Source organism: Accumulibacter sp. (assembly GCF_032229525.1).
Lineage (GTDB): Bacteria > Pseudomonadota > Gammaproteobacteria > Burkholderiales > Rhodocyclaceae > Accumulibacter.
In genome coordinates this window covers 4,991-21,733 of record NZ_JAVTWB010000001.1, presented here as the reverse complement: position 1 = coordinate 21,733, position 16,743 = coordinate 4,991, and the positions used below count along the sequence as shown (strand labels likewise).

Sequence of the window (16,743 nt, the reverse complement as noted above, 5' to 3'; positions counted from 1 at the left end):
TTAATGTGAAAGTCGCGTACGCGACTCACGAATTTCCCTTCTCCCCAGCGCGGGACAAGGGCCGGGGTGAGGCGGGGCATTCAGGGAGCATGCTCCCTGCCCGGCGAACGATTCCGGCGTGCAAGCCGGAATGCGCACTGCAAGTGAGAGGGGGACGGTCATGACTTTCATGATCTGGGGTATCTCGACATGTCATGACCGTTAGCCCGGGCTCGTCTGGTACGGGCTCGCCTGGCACCCGCGAGCCCGCTATACTCGCCGGCGTGCCCCCGGATTATCGCTTTCCGCGCCGGGCGTACAGCCGCTAGCGATCCGACTGACACTACCCGCCGTACGCCAGATTCGATGACCGACACCTCCAACCCGCAGTCTGCTCGTCCAGCGAGCGGTGGCCCTTGCCCCAGTTGCCAGGCGCCGATGACCATCCATCACTTCAAGCGCCAGCTCAACGGCCTCGTCTCGCTCGACGTCTGTTTCGCCTGCCAGGGCATCTGGTTCGACGAATACGAGAGCGCTCAACTCGCCCCGGCCGGCGTTCTCGAACTCTTCCGCCTGTTGCACGAACACCATGCCGACCTGCGCCAGCCCTGGCGCGACGTCCTGCTCTGCCCGCGCTGCCGGGAACGACTGATGCACCGGCTCGACAGCACGCGCAATGGTCGTTTCGCCTACAGCCGCTGCCCGCAACGCCACGGCCGCTACAGCGCCTTTTCGGCCTTCATGATCGAGAAGGGCTTCGTCCGCCAACTCAACGGCGCTGAAGTCACCGAGCTGGCGCGCCAGGTACAGACCATCCGCTGCTCGGGCTGTGGCGCGCCAGTCGATATCCGGCGTGACAACGTCTGCAATCACTGCCGCTCGCCGATCGTCGTTCTCGACCCCGACGCCGTGCAGGATGCGCTCGATAACTTCGGCGAAAAAGCCAGCCGGCAGCAGCGCATCGATCCGCACGCCATGGGCGACGCGCTGATCGCCAACGAGCGCGCCAAATCGCTGTCGGCCCGCGAGACGCGCAAGAGCGTGCTCGAAAGCGACATCTCCGACCTGGTCGTCGGCGGTATCGAGACGGTTTGGAATTTATTGCGGCGCTAGGCGGGCGCTATGAGAACACCCCTGCAGGAGAATCTTCGCGATCGACTGAATGCGCTCCAGAAGCTGGAAGAGCTCTGGTCGGCTTTCGCCAAAGCCTGGGCCGCGGAGTCGCAGTTCACGACCACGGCCCCGGTCAACGCTGAGGCGCTACTCAACGATTGCCTGCAGCGGGACCCGCTTGAGGTCCTGGAAAGCATACGGAGCCTTGCCCCAGAACTCGGCAAACTCGCGGCCACGCCAGGGCGCACGCCGGAAGTCCTGCGGCAGGTGGCGATCGGCATCGGCCTGGTCGCCTGTGAGCGGCGTGTGCGCGAAAAGTTTGCCCTGGAAAGCATAGGTGTAAGCGCCGCCGCAGCCGACGAGATGCTGATCGCTGCCAGCGAGCAACTCGCCGCCGCGGTGATCGCCGCTGCCTGGTGCGCGAATGGCGTCCGGGTGCACTTTGACGAGCAGACGCGGCGGGCCGAGGCGGTCAACGTGCTGCGCGACGTGCCACCGCAGGAACTCGATTTTCAGGGGGGCAGGGAATGCGTCAAGGCCGAACTGCAGGCGATGCTCAAGACGCCGCTCGACGAGCTGGCGGGGGGCGATCGGCGAACGCGCCTGCACGATGTCAAAACGCACGGCGTGGTTTCCGACGACGTCCTGCTCAGCCAATTGAACCGATACGCCAGGAAGAACGGTGCGCGCCCGATGTTCGGGCTGAACGCTGCCAGTGCGCACGCGCTCGACGAACCGAAGTTGCGCGAGGAGTTCGCGACGCGCTTTGGCGTGCCGACCTTTCGCTATGGCGACGCTGCCAAACAGCGTCTGGGTGAGATTGACAGCGACGCGTGGAAAAGGGCCAATCTGCAGGCCGACCTGATGAACTATCTGTCGGTACTCTTCGAGCTGCTGTCCGCGCAAGCAGCGCAGGCTAGGCCAGCTTTGCACGACATGCACTTTCGGGTCGCGCTTTCGCTCGCTGGCGAGCAGCGAGAGTACGTGGACGGGGTGGCCGCGGGGCTCGCCGAGGAGCTGGGACCCGATGCCGTGTTCTATTACCCCAACTTTGAGGCGCTGCTGTGCGGATTCAACCGCGACCGGTACCTGCAGACGATCTATCGCGATCAGTCCGATCTGATCGTCGTCTTTCTCAGCGGCGACTATCAAGCGAAGGAATGGTGTGGCGGCGTCGAATGGCGCGTCGTGTGCGACCTGATCAAGAAGGGTCAGGAGCAGCGCATCATGCCTTTCCGTTTCGATGATCAGCCGGTCGATGGCCTGTTTTCAATCGACCTCACCATCGACTGCAACGAGCGTACTCCGGACAGAGCCGCAGAACTGATCATCGAGCGTCTTGCGGCAACCCCGCCCAGGGCATAGAAATCAACAACCCAACGACCCAACGATCCAACGACATTACAGGCCGACCCCATGGAAACCGACGTCAGAAAACTGCTGCAGAACCTCAAAGCCGACGCCGTCGCGCGTTTCGACGGCCTCGTTCATCAATGGTCGCAGAACGAGATCGACGCGCTGCACCTGGCGCTGGCGTCGGAACGGCCGCTGCTCGTGCGCGGCGAGCCAGGCACCGGCAAGACGCAGCTGGCGCGCGCCGCCGCCGACGCGCTGGGCTGGAAGCTGGACCCCGTCACCATCAGCCCGCGCTTCGAGGCGCAGGATCTCTTCTACCGCTTCGACGCCGTGCAGCGGCTGGCCGACGCGCAGGCCGCCGGCGTCTCCGGCGTCGGCATCAAGGACGACGAATGCTACTGGCTGCCCGGGCCCTTCTGGCGGGCTTTCGCCTGGGATCACGCGCTCACCTACGGTCCGCGCTCCGGCGCGGTGAAGCAATACCTCGACGACGACGAGGCTTCGCTGGCCCGGCCCACAGCCAGCGCGCCGAACAGCGCCGCAGACAGGCCCGCCGGGCACGTGATCCTGATCGACGAAATCGACAAGGCCGACAGCGACCTGCCGAACAGCCTGCTCGAAGTCCTCGGTAGCCGCGAGTTTGCCAACCCGGTCACCGGGAAGCCGATCAAACCCGGCGACGGCCTGCCGTTGGTGGTGATCACCACCAACGAGGAGCGCGAGCTGCCGGCAGCCTTCCTGCGCCGTTGTGTCGTGCTCACCCTCGAGCCGGACGCGCCCTATGCCGACTTCCTCGTCAAGCGCGGGCGGGCGCACTTCGGAGCAGACGCAGCGCAGGGAGCGCAGCTCGACGGTGAGATCCTGCAGATGGCCGCCGCGCAACTCGACGCCGACCGGCACCACGCCAGGCTAGCCGGCGTGCCGCCGCCGGGTCTCGCCGAATACATCGATCTGCTCACCGCGCTGCAGCGATTAGCTCCCGGCAAGCACGCCGAACAGAAGCAATGGCTCAATCGCCTCGCGCCCTACGCCTTCCTCAAGAACGGCATCGTCGACGGCAGCCCACAGCTCTCGCAGCAGCGCCCCGCCGTCGACGCCGGGGAGCCGCCTCGGCAATGAAGGCCTCGCCGGTGCTGGCGCGGGCCGACCTGCTGCGGGCGCTGGCGCTCACCGGCGAAGACGATGAGCGCGCGCGTCGCTACGCCGGCCTGCTTCGCTTTGAGCGCCAGCCGGCAGTCGCGACATTTTCAGGAGTGGTTCAGCCTGTAGGCCAGTTTCGTGCAGTCAGCGGTCGCGCGCCCATACCGCCTGTCATCGTCGAGGACAGGGAGCCTCTGCGCGCGCCCTTGTTCGCCATCACCGCTTGCCAACGGCTCGAACTGCCGGCCGAGCCAAGCGAGCCGGAGCGGTCGCAGCCATTGACCCCGGCGCAATGCGCGCCGCGGCGCAGCGATGGCGAAGCGGCGCCCTTCGTCCCGCTGGTTCGTCAGACGCGCCTGTGGCCGGCGCTCAAGCGCTCGGCGCTGGAAACGCGCCACGCGGGGATCGACATGCCGCGCCTGTTGCGCGAACTGGCCGACGCGCGGCCGCTGCGCCGGCTGCCGCGCTGCCGTCAGGCGAGCTGGGGTGGCGAACTGCTCGTTGTCTGGGACTGCGCCGCGCACCTGCTGCCCTACCAGGAAGACTTCCAGGCGATCGTCGCCGACCTGCTCCGTCAGCGTGGCGCCGGTGGCTTCACGCTGTGGCTGGTCGACGGCAGCCCGCAGCGCTTGCGCGAGCGCTGGCCGGAAAAGCGCGCGCACTGCGACAGCGCGTCAGCGGCGCGCGCCGACGCCATTCCGATGCCGGCGCCGGCGACGCGTGTTCTGCTGCTCTCCGACGTCGGCGCGCTTGCCGCGCCGCCGGCAGCGGCGCATTCATGGGTCGATTTTTCCCGCCAGTTGGCGCAGCACGGCGCGCAGCCGGTGGTCTGGGCGCCGCTGGCGCCGCGGCAGATCGACGCCGAGCTGACGCGCTGGGCCGACGTCTTCTGCCTGCTGCCCGCTGCGGGTCTGCGTCGCCAGCGGGGCCGCGTCGCCAGCGAGGAGCAGCGCTGCCTCGAACGCGCTCGCCTGGAAGCGCTGCGCGAGCAACTGCTGGCACGCATGGCCTTCTGCGTTCGCGTCGAGCCGGCGCTGCTGCGCGCCTTGCGCGGGGTTACCCCTGAAACCGCTGCCGAGCCGGCACTCGAAGCGCTGGTCTGGGCGCACCAGCCGGTGGTCGGCAACAGCCAGGTCTCGCGTGCCGTCGCGGTGGAGCACGTCGCCACCTACCGCCAGGCTTTCGGCGAACTCGCCGCGGCCGAGCAGTTCGCCGCGCTCGAAGTCGCGTTGCACGTCCACGCCTGGCGGGGGCGGGCAACCGAGGCGGCAGAGCTGTCGATCTGGCAAGCGCACGCCCGCCCCGAAGCGCAAGCCGGCTGCGCTGCGCACATTGACGAGGCGCAGCGCTGGGTCGCCGCTTTCGGCGAACGCGCCACCCGCACTGCCGGCGCCGACGCGCCACTGCGCCAGTACACGCTCGACCTGCTCGCCCGCAACGGCGCCGATCAGCGCTGGGTGGCCGCCAACTCCGAGTGGTTGGCACCGGTGTGGCTGGCGAGCGGCGCGCGCGAGTCGCCGTCGGGGCTGCACGACGAACACCTGGCGCAGGCGATCGCCGCGTGCGCCGACCTGTCGGAAGTCGACTGCCAACTCGGCGTCAGCGACGAAGGGCTGATGCTGTGGGGCGCCGAGCGCCCGGCCGGACCGGCTCAGTCGCGCCTCGGCTCGCCGATGCGCATCAAGCGCCTGCAGGTCGGCGATGCGGACGGCAAGTCGACGCGCCTGCTCGATCCCGCCGCCGGGCCGCAGTGCATCGCGGCGCTCGCCAGCCTTGCCGGCCCCGCCGGCGGGCTGACGCTGGGCGCCGGCCGGCACCGTTACCTGGTGAGGACCATCGAGCGACCCGAGTGGGCGCAGGAGATCGGCCGCGACGCTTTCGGGCTTTACGCCGACCTGCAGCTGCCGGTCAGCCAGCGCACCGCGCCGGACAGCCCGCAAACCGTGATTCAGCGCCTGCGCTACATCGAGCCCGGCCATTTCCTGATGGGCTCGCCCGAGTCCGAAGCCGAACGCGAGCGCAACGAAGGGCCGCAGCACGCGGTGACGCTGACCAAGGGTTTCTGGCTCGCCGACAGCGCCTGTACGCAGGCGCTGTGGCAGGCGGTGATGGGCGACAACCCGAGCCATTTCATTTCCGGGAAAGGCGGCGGTGCGCAGCATCCGGTCGAGACCGTCAGCTGGGACGACGTGCAGCGCTTCCTGCGTGGGCTCGAAAAGCTGCTGCCGGGCGCGGTTGTTGCCAGCCTGCCGAGCGAAGCCGAATGGGAGTACGCCTGCCGTGCCGGCACCAGCACACCGTTCAGCTTCGGCGACAACATCAGCCCCGACCAGGTCAACCACAACGGCAACCGGCCTTACGCCGGAGGCAGGAAGAGCGCGTATCGCGCAGCGACCGTCCCGGTCAGAAGCCTGCCCGCCAACCCCTGGGGGCTGTATGAGATGCACGGCAACGTCTGGGAGTGGTGCGCCGATGGGAGGCGCGACTATGCCGCGGGCGACGAGACCGACCCCAGGGGGCCTGAAAATCAGGATGCTCCCCGCGTCTTGCGCGGCGGCTCGTGGCTCGACGACGCCGGGTGGCTGCGCTCCGCGTGCCGCGGCCGGTGGCCCCGCGACGTCCGCAGAAGCTACGCCGACCAGGGGTTCCGCCTTTCCCTGAGGTCATCCGGCTCGGCCGGGGCCACGGAGTGGCCAGCGCGCCAGGAAGGGGCGGATTGGTCTAGCGAACGCCATGCCCTAGCCTCGGAGATGGCTTCTGCATTTGAAGTAAGGCGGCGCGTTGCGGAGGCGCTGGCAGGCGGATTTCCGTTGGCTGACCGGCCGACCCGCACGCCGCCACGATGGCCGATTCCCAAACCCAAGCGAACGAAGCGATGAACGCCCTCAGCCGAGAAGCATGGCGCCGGCGCGGCTCCGACCCCTTCCCGCCGCGCTGGGCCAGCGCCTGGGGCGACGACCGCTTCGGACTCTGGGCCGAGCTGGCGGTCGCCGACGTCGTGCAGCGCCTGCGCTGGATCGAAGCCGGCAGCTTCCGGATGGGCGACGAGCGGCAGCCGGAACGGCAGGTCGAAACGCCAATCGTCGCCGGTTTCTGGCTCGCCGACACCGCCTGCACGCAGGCGCTGTGGCAGGCGGTGATGGCGAGCAATCCGAGCCGCTTCAGCGTAGGAAATTCAGAGCATCCCGGCAGCCCGCAACACCCGGTCGAACAGGTCAGCTGGAACGACATCACCTCGCCTTCCAGCGGTTTCCTCGCGCGCCTGCAGAGTTTCAGCCAGGGTGTGCCGCCCGAACTACCGAGCGAAGCCGAATGGGAGTACGCCTGCCGCGCCGGTACGCGCAGCGCATTCAGTTTCGGTGACGAGGTCACGACCGCACAGGTCCACTACAACCCAAACTACCGTGACAAGGTAGGCGCATTCTGGGCAGGGTCTGGAATGACCGCGGCAGTAAAGACGCTGCCGGCCAACGCTTGGGGTCTTTACGAGACTCACGGAAATCTTGGCGAATGGTGTGCCGACCTAATCGACGGCGACGACGACGCCATAATCGAGGAGTCGAGTCACGATCTCGCCCAACGGGCTATCCGGGGTGGCTCCTGGTTTCACGGTACCGAGCGCGCGCGTTCGGCAGCTCAGGGTGCAGTCGAAGCCAACACGCGGTCGCCTGTTGTCGGTTTTCGTTTTCTCCTTCGGGAGTCCCCCAGGCGTGAGCCAAGGAGCGATTTCCCGACTCGGAAGCTGTGAAGAAATAGGGAATTGACATGAATGACCTCGTCAGGGGTTCTTCTGGCGCGTCGCTTGGTGGTCTATTGGCCGTTTTCAGGCCCATTTTTTCGCCGCCGCCCAGCCCCTAATCGAGTGGCTCTGTGTGGCTAGTCCAGACGAGCACCGTGCTGCTCGGAATTTGGTTGTCCTCCGGCCAGGCAAGATTTCGCTGCCGCACCCCAACTATCCGGCGGGCTCGCGCTTTGCGTTTGACCGATCCTCGGTCGGTCGCGCCGCCAGCTCAAAGCATCGACTTGCCCTGGTCGAGGATCTTGTCGCAGACCTGCTTGGTGACTTTGTCTTTCAGGCCGCCGCCGCTGAGGTCCATCTGGTTGCCGTCGCTGCTGCTCAGAATGCCTTTGGCGCCGCTGTTGTAGCCACTGTCGGATGGGGCGGCGGTTGATCCGCCCGGCAGCTTGCCCATCAGCGAATCCTTCACCGAAGCCGCCTTGTTGGCGCCCAGGTAGTTGTTCTTGATGCAGAACTCGAGCAGGCCGGCGACGTTGCCAAGGCTGCCGGAGGTGAGTGACTTTCCGGACAGGGCGCTGCCCAGGCCGCCGAGATCCCCCATTCCCCCGGACGCGCCGCTACTGCCTCCCTGTTTGAGCAGGTCGCCGAGCTGTGCGTGTGCGGCCGACAAAGGCAGCAAAGCGGCGATCAGGATCGCGGCGATGGCGTGGCGATGGCGATGTGCATTCATGGTCGTACTCCTGTCGTGGGCTGGAACAATTGCCACTCTAGTGCATTGGCGCCGTGCGGCCAATCGCTCCCTCCCGCGCGGCGCAATTTCCTGTCGCGCTGCGATCGACGCGGCTGCCCAAAAGCGCCCAAAAAGCACCTCAAAACGCCGCGTTTTCTATACAGCCGGTGTTTTTTCCCGTAGAATTCCTGCCCTTGTAATGCGGCGTGCCAGTCTTCCCGAAGTGCGCCGAACCGGACCGAGGTGGTCCGGGAGCTGGTATCGTTATCCGGCGGCGCGAGCCGCCGTTTCAGTTTCAAGTGCTCTGTAATGGGTGGTCCATGTCGCACCTGATGAATACCTACGCCCGCCTGCCCATCGCCTTCAGCCATGGCGACGGCAGCTGGGTGACCGATACCGAGGGCAAGTGCTACCTCGACGCGTTGGCGGGGATCGCCGTTTCGACCCTCGGGCACAACCACCCGGTACTGGTCGCGGCGATTGCTGCGCAGGCGGGGCGGCTGCTGCATTCGTCGAACCTCTACCGCATTCCGCAGCAGGAGGAGCTCGCCGACAAGCTGGCGGCGCTGGCGGGAATGGACGAGGTTTTCTTCTGCAACTCGGGTTGCGAAGCCAACGAGGCGGCGATCAAGCTGGCGCGCTTTCATGGTCACAAGCAGGGTGTCGAGCGGCCGGCGATCGTGGTCATGGAAAAGGCCTTTCACGGCCGTACCATGGCCACCCTTTCGGCGACCGGCAATCGCAAGGCGCAGGCCGGCTTCGAACCGCTGGTATCGGGCTTCGTGCGGGTGCCCTACAACGATCTCGAAGCGATCCAGGCGATCGCCAGGAGCAACCAGAACGTGGTCGCGGTGATGCTCGAAATCGTTCAGGGCGAGGGCGGCATCAACCTCGCCGATGTCGATTTCCAGCGCGGGCTGCGCGCCTTGTGCGACGAGAGAAACTGGCTGCTGATCTGCGACGAGGTGCAGTGCGGTACCGGTCGGACCGGCAGCTGGTTTGCCTTCCAGCACTCGGGGATCCGCCCGGACGTGGTGACGCTGGCCAAGGGGCTCGGCAGCGGCGTGCCGATCGGCGCCTGCCTGGCGGCCGGCAAAGCGGCGGGGCTGTTCAAGCCGGGCAAGCATGGTTCGACCTTCGGCGGCAATCAGCTGGCGACGACCGCCGCTTTGACGACCGTCGCGGTGATCGAGGAAGACGGTCTGCTCGACAACGCGGTCACCGTTGGCGGACTGATCCGCGAGGGGTTGGCACAGGCACTGTCTGGCCTTGCAGGCGTGGTCGACATCCGTGGTCAGGGGCTGATGATCGGCATCGAACTCGATCGTCCGTGCAGCGAACTGGTGACGCGTGCGCTGGAAGTGGGTCTGCTGATCAATGTCACGGCCGACCGGGTCGTTCGCCTGTTGCCACCGCTGACCTTCAGTGCGGACGAGGCTCGCGAGCTGGTGTCGCGCCTGGCCGGGATCGTCGGCGATTTTCTTGCTGCCCGCTAGAGGTCGGTCATGGATAGCGTAAAGCACTTTCTGCAGTTCAAGGATTTCACGCGTGCGGAGTTCGACCACCTGTTCGAGCGCTCGCGCTGGATCAAGGGGCAATTCAAGGCATACCGGAAGTACTGGCCGCTCAGCGACCGTACGCTGGTGATGATCTTCGAGAAGGCCAGCACGCGCACCCGGCTGTCGTTCGAAGCCGGCATGCAGCAACTCGGCGGTTCCGCGATCTACCTGAACAGCCGTGATTCGCAACTGCAGCGCGGCGAGTCGGTCGAGGACGCGGCGCGGGTGATCTCGCGCATGAGCGACGTGGTGATGATCCGCACTTTTGAGCAGGAGATGATCGAGCGCTTTGCAGCGAACTCCAGGGTGCCGGTGATCAACGGCCTGACCAACGAGTACCACCCCTGTCAGATCGTCGCCGACATCTTCACCTTTATCGAACATCGCGGACCGATTCAGGGCAAGACAGTGGCCTGGATTGGCGACTCGAACAACGTCTGCAACACCTGGTTGCAGGCCGCCGAGGTGCTCGATTTCAACGTGCACGTGTCGACGCCGCCGGGTTACGAGGTCGAGCCGGCCCGCGCCGGCTTGTACGGCACCGGTCACTTCGAGCACTTCGCCGATCCGATGGATGCCGCGCGCGGTGCCGATCTGGTAACTACCGACGTGTGGACGTCGATGGGTTTCGAAGCCGAGAACGAAGAGCGCCGGCGTGACTTCGCCGACTGGCAGGTCGACCTCGAGATGATGCGGACCGCCGGTCCCGAGTCGCTGTTCATGCACTGTCTGCCGGTGCACCGTGGCGAGGAAGTCGAGGCGGCGGTGATCGACGGGCCGCAGAGCGTGGTCTGGGACGAGGCCGAGAACCGCATGCATACCCAGAAGGCGCTGCTGGAGTATCTCCTGCTCGGCCGGATCGATGCTCCACAATCCAATTAGTAGAATCAGCAGGGAAATCTCATGAGTGACGTAAAAAAGGCGGTACTGGCCTATTCGGGCGGTCTCGATACTTCGGTGATCCTGAAGTGGTTGCAGGACACCTATCAATGTGAGGTGGTGACCTTCACCGCCGATGTCGGCCAGGGCGACGAGCTCGAGGCGGCACGGCCGAAAGCGCTGAAGTTCGGCATCGCGCCGGAGAACATCTATATCGACGATCTGCGCGAAGAGTTCGTCCGCGACTTCGTCTTTCCGATGTTCCGCGCCAACACCGTCTATGAGGGCGAATATCTCCTCGGTACCTCGATCGCGCGGCCCTTGATCGCCAAGCGGATGATCGAGATCGTCGAGCAGACCGGTTCCGACGCGGTCGTCCATGGCGCGACGGGTAAAGGCAACGACCAGGTCCGCTTCGAACTCGGCGCCTATGCCCTGAAGCCGGATATCCGGATCATCGCCCCATGGCGCGAGTGGGATCTGCTGTCGCGCGAAAAGCTGCTGGCCTACGCCGAGCAGCACGGCATTCCGGTCGAAATGAAGCACAAGCAGGGGGGCTCGCCGTATTCGATGGACGCCAACCTGTTGCACATCAGCTACGAGGGCCGTCACCTCGAGGAGCCGGCAGCCGAAGCCGAGGAGTCGATGTGGCGCTGGACGGTGTCGCCGGAGGCGGCGCCAGACGCTGCCGAGTACCTTGATCTTGAGTTCGAGAAGGGTGATCTGGTTTCGATCAACGGCCAGCGGATGCCGGCGCACGAATTGCTGGCCCTGCTCAACCAGCTGGGCGGCAAGCACGGTGTCGGCCGCATCGACCTGGTTGAGAATCGCTACGTCGGCATGAAGTCGCGCGGCTGTTACGAGACCCCTGGCGGCACGATCCTGCTGCGCGCGCACCGCGCGATCGAGTCGATCACTCTCGACCGCGAAGTCGCCCACCTCAAGGACGACCTGATGCCGCGCTATGCCAGCATGATCTACAACGGTTACTGGTGGAGCCCGGAACGTTACGCCCTGCAGACCCTGATCGATCACACGCAGCAGCCGGTGAACGGCTGGGTGCGGCTGAAACTCTACAAAGGCAACGTGATCGTCGTCGGCCGCGATTCGAAAACCGATTCGCTGTTCGACTCGACGATCGCCAGCTTCGAGGACGACGCAGGTGCTTACGACCAGAAGGACGCTGGCGGTTTCATCAAGCTCAATGCTCTGCGCATGCGTATTGCGGCGAAACTGGCGGGGCGCGCGCGCTGATCCGCAGCTCAGCCGTCATCCTCGGCGGCCAGGGCGATCATGGACAAACTCTGGGGGATGTGAACATGTCGCAGTTCGATAACGTCAGTGTGGTCAAGCAGGCCAACGTCTATTTCGACGGCAAGTGCGTCAGCCACAGCCTGCAGCTGGCGGACGGAAGCCGGAAAACGCTCGGCGTCATCCTGCCCTCCGCGTTGACCTTCACTACCACCTCGCCGGAGGTGATGGAGGGCGTCGGTGGTTCGTGCCGTGTCCGCCTGCAGGGCGAAAGCGAGTGGACCAGCTATGGCGCGGGCCAGTCCTTTGCGGTGCCGGCCAACTCATCGTTCGAGATCGCCTGCGATGACCCTTATCACTACGTCTGTCACTTCGCGTAGGCTGGGTTCTGGCAGTTTCACCGGCGCCGCTGGCGCTCGCCTGGCCGCCGGCTGCGCGACGCGGGCGACCAAGGCGGCTCCAGCCTTACCGTGAAAGTCGCCTTCGCGACTCACGAATCTCCCTTCTCCCGCGTGGGGGAGAAGGGAAACGGACATGACTTTCATTATCGGGGGTGTCCCGACAGTTCATGACCGTTAGCCTGACCCGCCGATTTTTCCTGGACCACTCTCAACGGGAGCTGCGATGCCATCATTCGATTTTTCTTCAGAAGCCGACATGACTGCCCTGCGTAATGCGATAGATGTCACCGGGCGGGCTATCGACAATCGTTACGACTTCAAGGCAACCAGTGCCAAGGTCGAGCTGAACGAAAAAGACAAGCTGATCACGCTCTACGGCGACTCCGATTTTCAGCTTGACCAGATCAAGGATCTGCTCTTTCCGGCGATGGAAAAGAAAGAGAAAGAGAGCACCAAGCGGCTGGATCACCAGCCGGTACAGCGCGTCTCGGGCAACAAGGTCAAGCAGGAGCTGAAGATCAAGATCGGCATCGAGTCGGAACTGGCCAAGAGAATCGTCAAGCTGATCAAGGATTCCAAGCTCAAGGTGCAGGCGTCGATTCAGGGTGACGCGGTACGGGTCAGCGGCGCCAAGCGTGACGAGCTGCAGGCCTGCATCGCGGTCGTGGCCAAGGCGATTGCCGATTTCCCGATCAAGTCGGGCAATTTCCGTGACTGATCATGGCCACCGGCGGGGGGCTTCGCGGCGCCCTCTCGAGAGCTCTTCGAGCGTCTTCTTGCCGTCTGCCTGGCGCGCTCTTGTGCTACCCTAGGCGGTTCTTGTTCACGACTGGAACGCCGTTTTCCGCGTTCCGAGACAGCAGACCACCCATGAAATTTCTGTTGCGAGGCCGGCGTTTCAACGCTCTGCCGATCAGTTCGCACCGCCGCGGCGTTCGTTGCCTGCGAGGCTTTCAGCTTGTATAACCCGCTCGAGAATCCGGACGATCGCGCGGGCCGGACAGATCTCGGCGTTCTTTCCTGGACCGAGGAGCTGCGGCGGGTGGCGGTGGCGGTCAGCAAGAAGGATCGCAGTCCGTCGGCCAATCATCGCCAGCGCCTGTTCTATCTGCTGCAGTGGACGGCAGACGCCCGCGGCTTCGGGGTGACCGTTAACAAGGGGCGCGATCCGGAAAGCGCCGAAGAGTTGTGGAGCCTTGATCGTGCGCTGAGCAAGCCGCCACGCTTCGTCAGTGACGAAGATCGTGCCATCTTGCGCCTGCTGTGGGCCGAGCGTTCTTTCGACACCGGCCTGCGCGCCTTCGGCCTGGGACCTGTGCACGGCGCCGAGGCGCTGCAGCTGATGGCGCAAAGTGGTCAGCTCTGCCGAAAGGATGATTTTTCCAGCCTGACGCTGGCGGTGGCGCGTCCAGCCGTGGTCAGCTGGCGGATCAATGCCGAGGGACGTCGGCTAGCGCTTTTGACGCCGGAGCCGGCGGCCAGTCTGGTGATTCCCTTGCCGGCGCCATGGTACGTCGATCTTGACCGGCGCCTGATCGGCCCCTTGCAGGTGGACGGCAATCCGGCTGTCGTCGCGCGCCTGTTTTCGTTGCCGCCGCTGTCGGCAACGGCCGCGGAACTGGTCGGCGAAGCCTTGAGCGAACCGACGTGCGAATTGCCCAGCGACCCGGAGAGCAGCAGCGTCGACATGCGCAGCATCGTCGCCGATCCCGTTCCAGTGTTGCGCCTGCAGACCCTTGAGACGCACGGCAACCGCGGCTGGCGCGAGTACATCGCCAGCTTTGGGGGCGGCCCGTTCGACGTTGCCTTGCCGGTTTTTCGCTACCACGATGTCGAGGTGAAGCCCGACGATACGCGTGATTTCGCGCTGCTGGCGAGCGGCGAGACGGTCCGTGTCGAGCGTCAACGCGAGCGCGAAGAGCAGTTGATGGACGAATCGGCGGCTTCCGGTCTCGAGAAGGTCCCGGGCTACGTGCTGCAGACCTTCGGCAGGCCTCCGGACAATGCCTACGGCCTGGCGCTGGAGAGCATGTGGTCGGCCTTCATGTGTGATGAATTGCCGCGCCTGCGTCTTGCCGGCTGGCAGATCGAATTTGTCGACGGTTTTCGCCATCGCCAACTGGAGATCGACGCCTGGGACGCCGATCTTGTCGAATCGGAGAACGGCTGGTTCGACCTTGATATGGGAGTCATCGTCGAAGGCGAACGTCTGCCCCTGGCGCCGTTGCTCGCGGCCCTTTTCCGGCGTGACGGGCGCTGGCTTGACCCGGGTCAGCTGGCGCAGATCGACGACGACGAGATGGTCGAGCTGGTGACGCCGACCAGTCAACGCGTGCGTGCGCCGGCCTGGCGCTTGAAGCCTCTGGCGGCAACCCTGATCGACCTCTTCGACGGTTTTCCAGGGGGCAACACCCTGCGCCTTTCGCGTTTCGACGCACCTCGCCTCGCCGAACTCAACGATGTCAGCCGCTGGCAATTCAGCGGGCAGCAGGACGTGTTTGCCCTTGCCGATCAGCTGCGAGTGGCGCAAGGCATCAGTCACATCGATCCCCCCGCCGGGCTGGGCCTGGAACTGCGTCACTACCAGACCGAAGGGGTCGCCTGGCTGCAGTTCTTGCGCGCCCAGAAGCTTTCCGGGATCCTTGCCGACGACATGGGTTTGGGCAAGACCGCGCAGACGCTGGCCCACCTGCTGCTGGAAAAGGAAGCCGGGCGGCTCGATCGGCCGGCGCTGATCGTTCTGCCGACCTCGCTGATCTTCAACTGGAAGAACGAGGCAGCGCGCTTCGCTCCCGGCCTGTCTATCCTTTCGCTGCACGGCCCGGAGCGAAAGAGCCGCTTTGCCGAAATCGCCCAGCACGATGTGGTACTGACCACCTACCCCTTGCTCTGGCGCGACGCCACGCAACTGACCAAGCATCGCTACCATCTACTGATTCTTGACGAAGCGCAGACGGTCAAGAACGCGCGTAGCCAGGGGGCCGAGGTGGTTCGCAAGATCGTCGCCCGACATCGCCTGTGCCTGACCGGTACGCCACTGGAGAACCACCTCGGCGAACTGTGGAGTCAGTTCGACTTCCTGCTGCCGGGTTTTCTCGGCAGCAACCAGAACTTCACCAAGTACTGGCGCGCGCCAATCGAAAAACAGGGCGACACGCAGCGGCGGGATCTGCTCGCCCGCCGGGTTCGTCCCTTCATCCTGCGTCGCAAGAAGGAAGAGGTGGCGCGCGAATTGCCCCCGAAAACGATCATCGTGCGCAAGGTCGAACTCGCCGGCAGTCAGCGCGATCTGTACGAAACGGTTCGGGTGGCGATGGATGAAAAGGTGCGCGTGGAGATCGCCAGCAAGGGATTCAACCGCAGTCAGATCGTCATTCTCGACGCTCTCCTGAAGCTGCGCCAGGTGTGCTGCGATCCGCGCCTGGTCAAGGCCAAGGCGGCCCAGAAGGTGAAGGAGCGGGCCAAGCTCGATCTGTTGATGACCATGGTGCCCGAGCAGGTCGAGGAAGGGCGGCGGATCCTGCTCTTCTCGCAGTTCACCAGCATGCTGGCGCTGATCGAAAAAGAGCTGAAGCTTGCCGGAATTGGCTATGTCCTGCTCACCGGCGACACCACGGATCGCGAAGGGGTGGTGCGCCGCTTTCAGACGGGCGAGGTGCCGGTGTTCCTGATCAGCCTCAAGACCGGTGGCGTCGGACTCAACCTGACCGCGGCCGACACCGTGATTCATTACGATCCGTGGTGGAACCCGGCGGCGGAAAACCAGGCCACCGATCGCGCGCACCGCCTCGGTCAGGACAAGCCGGTGTTCGTCTACAAGTTGATCGTCGCCGGCAGCATCGAGGAAAAAATCCTCGCTCTGCAGGAGCGCAAGGCCGAACTCGCCGCCAGTATCCTCTCGGCAGATCACAGCGTCCGCGCCAAGTTCGGCAGTGACGACATCGCCGCACTGTTTGAGCCACTGCCGAGCTGAACTGTCGGCGGTGATGAAGCCGAACGACTGGCAGGCGCGGCGAACCGCAGGCAGTCGAGTGGCGCGTGGTGATGCGCTTTTTCGAACCCACTCTGGCCGGGCCGGCACTCGGCGCAGGCCGCTTGGCCGCCACTCCTGAGGGGCCTTGCCGTGCCGTCGCATTCACTGCTGAAGCAGTTTTTTTCCTTTGCCCTGGTCGGTCTGGTCGGGACGGCTGCGCAGTTTATGGTTCTCTACGGTCTGGTTTCGCAAGCGGATGTTAACCCCGTGGCGGCATCCACCCTGGGCTTCGTGATCGGAGCCTTGGTCAACTACTGGCTGAACTACCGCCTGACCTTTCGTAGTACGAGGAAGCATCGCGAGGCGCTGCCCAGATTCATGACCGTCGCCGGTGGCGGCTGTTTGCTGAACGGGGCTCTGATGGCTATGCTATTGTCCCGCATCTCGGTGCATTATCTGCTGGCGCAAGTGGTGGTGACCGGCCTCGTTCTGCTCTGGAATTTTCTCGCCAACCGTTTCTGGACTTTCCGGGAAAGCTGAGCAAAGCTGCGGCAGGCACCAAGCCACCAAGCCACCAAGCCACCAAGCCACGAAGCCACGAAGCCACGAAGCCACGAAGCCAC

13 protein-coding genes are annotated in these 16,743 nt (G+C 65.0%); 12 read left to right on the top strand and 1 reads right to left on the bottom strand.

What is annotated here, in order from left to right; translation table 11 throughout:
* Positions 1–345: 345 nt before the first annotated feature.
* From RUW20_RS00095 to RUW20_RS00075, 5 genes are read left to right on the top strand one after another with little or no spacing between them, the layout of a single operon-like run.
* Entirely contained in the window at positions 346–1,092 is a 747-nt protein-coding gene (locus RUW20_RS00095; protein WP_313950147.1) for a zf-TFIIB domain-containing protein, read from the top strand.
* Positions 1,093–1,101: 9 nt separating this feature from the next.
* Positions 1,102–2,457 carry a TIR domain-containing protein gene (locus tag RUW20_RS00090; protein ID WP_313950146.1) on the top strand — a complete coding sequence of 452 codons (1,356 nt, stop codon included), beginning with the start codon at positions 1,102–1,104 and terminating at the stop codon, positions 2,455–2,457.
* Between the two features lie 51 nt (positions 2,458–2,508).
* Positions 2,509–3,567 carry a MoxR family ATPase gene (locus RUW20_RS00085; protein WP_313950145.1) on the top strand — a complete coding sequence of 353 codons (1,059 nt, stop codon included), beginning with the start codon at positions 2,509–2,511 and terminating at the stop codon, positions 3,565–3,567.
* Positions 3,564–6,467: a formylglycine-generating enzyme family protein gene (locus RUW20_RS00080; protein ID WP_313950144.1), complete on the top strand. Its 2,904-nt coding sequence runs from the start codon at positions 3,564–3,566 to the stop codon at positions 6,465–6,467. Before RUW20_RS00085 ends, RUW20_RS00080 begins: the two co-directional genes overlap by 4 nt.
* Positions 6,464–7,336, top strand: coding sequence for a formylglycine-generating enzyme family protein (locus RUW20_RS00075; RefSeq protein WP_313950143.1), 873 nt, complete (start codon positions 6,464–6,466; stop codon positions 7,334–7,336). Before RUW20_RS00080 ends, RUW20_RS00075 begins: the two co-directional genes overlap by 4 nt.
* Before the next feature lie 262 nt (positions 7,337–7,598).
* On the opposite strand, the gene RUW20_RS00070 is transcribed toward RUW20_RS00075, so the two are convergent.
* On the bottom strand, positions 7,599–8,057 hold the full coding sequence (locus tag RUW20_RS00070) for a DUF2501 domain-containing protein (RefSeq protein WP_313950142.1): 459 nt from the start codon (positions 8,055–8,057) through the stop codon (positions 7,599–7,601).
* A 320-nt stretch (positions 8,058–8,377) separates the two neighbouring features.
* Here RUW20_RS00070 and RUW20_RS00065 point away from each other — a divergent pair, with 320 nt between their 5' ends.
* From RUW20_RS00065 to RUW20_RS00035, 7 genes are all read left to right on the top strand, one after another.
* The gene (locus RUW20_RS00065) at positions 8,378–9,553 is read left to right on the top strand and encodes an aspartate aminotransferase family protein (protein WP_313950141.1); all 1,176 of its coding nucleotides are present in this window, start codon (positions 8,378–8,380) and stop codon (positions 9,551–9,553) included.
* Between the two features lie 9 nt (positions 9,554–9,562).
* A complete protein-coding gene (gene argF / locus RUW20_RS00060) occupies positions 9,563–10,498 on the top strand; it encodes an ornithine carbamoyltransferase (protein WP_313950140.1) in 936 nt (311 codons plus the stop codon).
* 21 nt (positions 10,499–10,519) lie between these two features.
* Entirely contained in the window at positions 10,520–11,749 is a 1,230-nt protein-coding gene (locus RUW20_RS00055) for an argininosuccinate synthase (RefSeq protein WP_313950139.1), read from the top strand.
* Between the two features lie 65 nt (positions 11,750–11,814).
* Positions 11,815–12,126, top strand: coding sequence for a pyrimidine/purine nucleoside phosphorylase (locus RUW20_RS00050; RefSeq protein ID WP_313950138.1), 312 nt, complete (start codon positions 11,815–11,817; stop codon positions 12,124–12,126).
* Positions 12,127–12,370: 244 nt separating this feature from the next.
* The gene (locus RUW20_RS00045) at positions 12,371–12,865 is read left to right on the top strand and encodes a YajQ family cyclic di-GMP-binding protein (RefSeq protein WP_313950137.1); all 495 of its coding nucleotides are present in this window, start codon (positions 12,371–12,373) and stop codon (positions 12,863–12,865) included.
* Positions 12,866–13,105: 240 nt separating this feature from the next.
* A complete protein-coding gene (locus RUW20_RS00040; protein ID WP_313950136.1) occupies positions 13,106–16,120 on the top strand; it encodes a DEAD/DEAH box helicase in 3,015 nt (1,004 codons plus the stop codon).
* 150 nt (positions 16,121–16,270) lie between these two features.
* A complete protein-coding gene (locus tag RUW20_RS00035; protein WP_313950135.1) occupies positions 16,271–16,660 on the top strand; it encodes a GtrA family protein in 390 nt (129 codons plus the stop codon).
* The last annotated feature ends 83 nt before the right edge of the window (positions 16,661–16,743 follow it).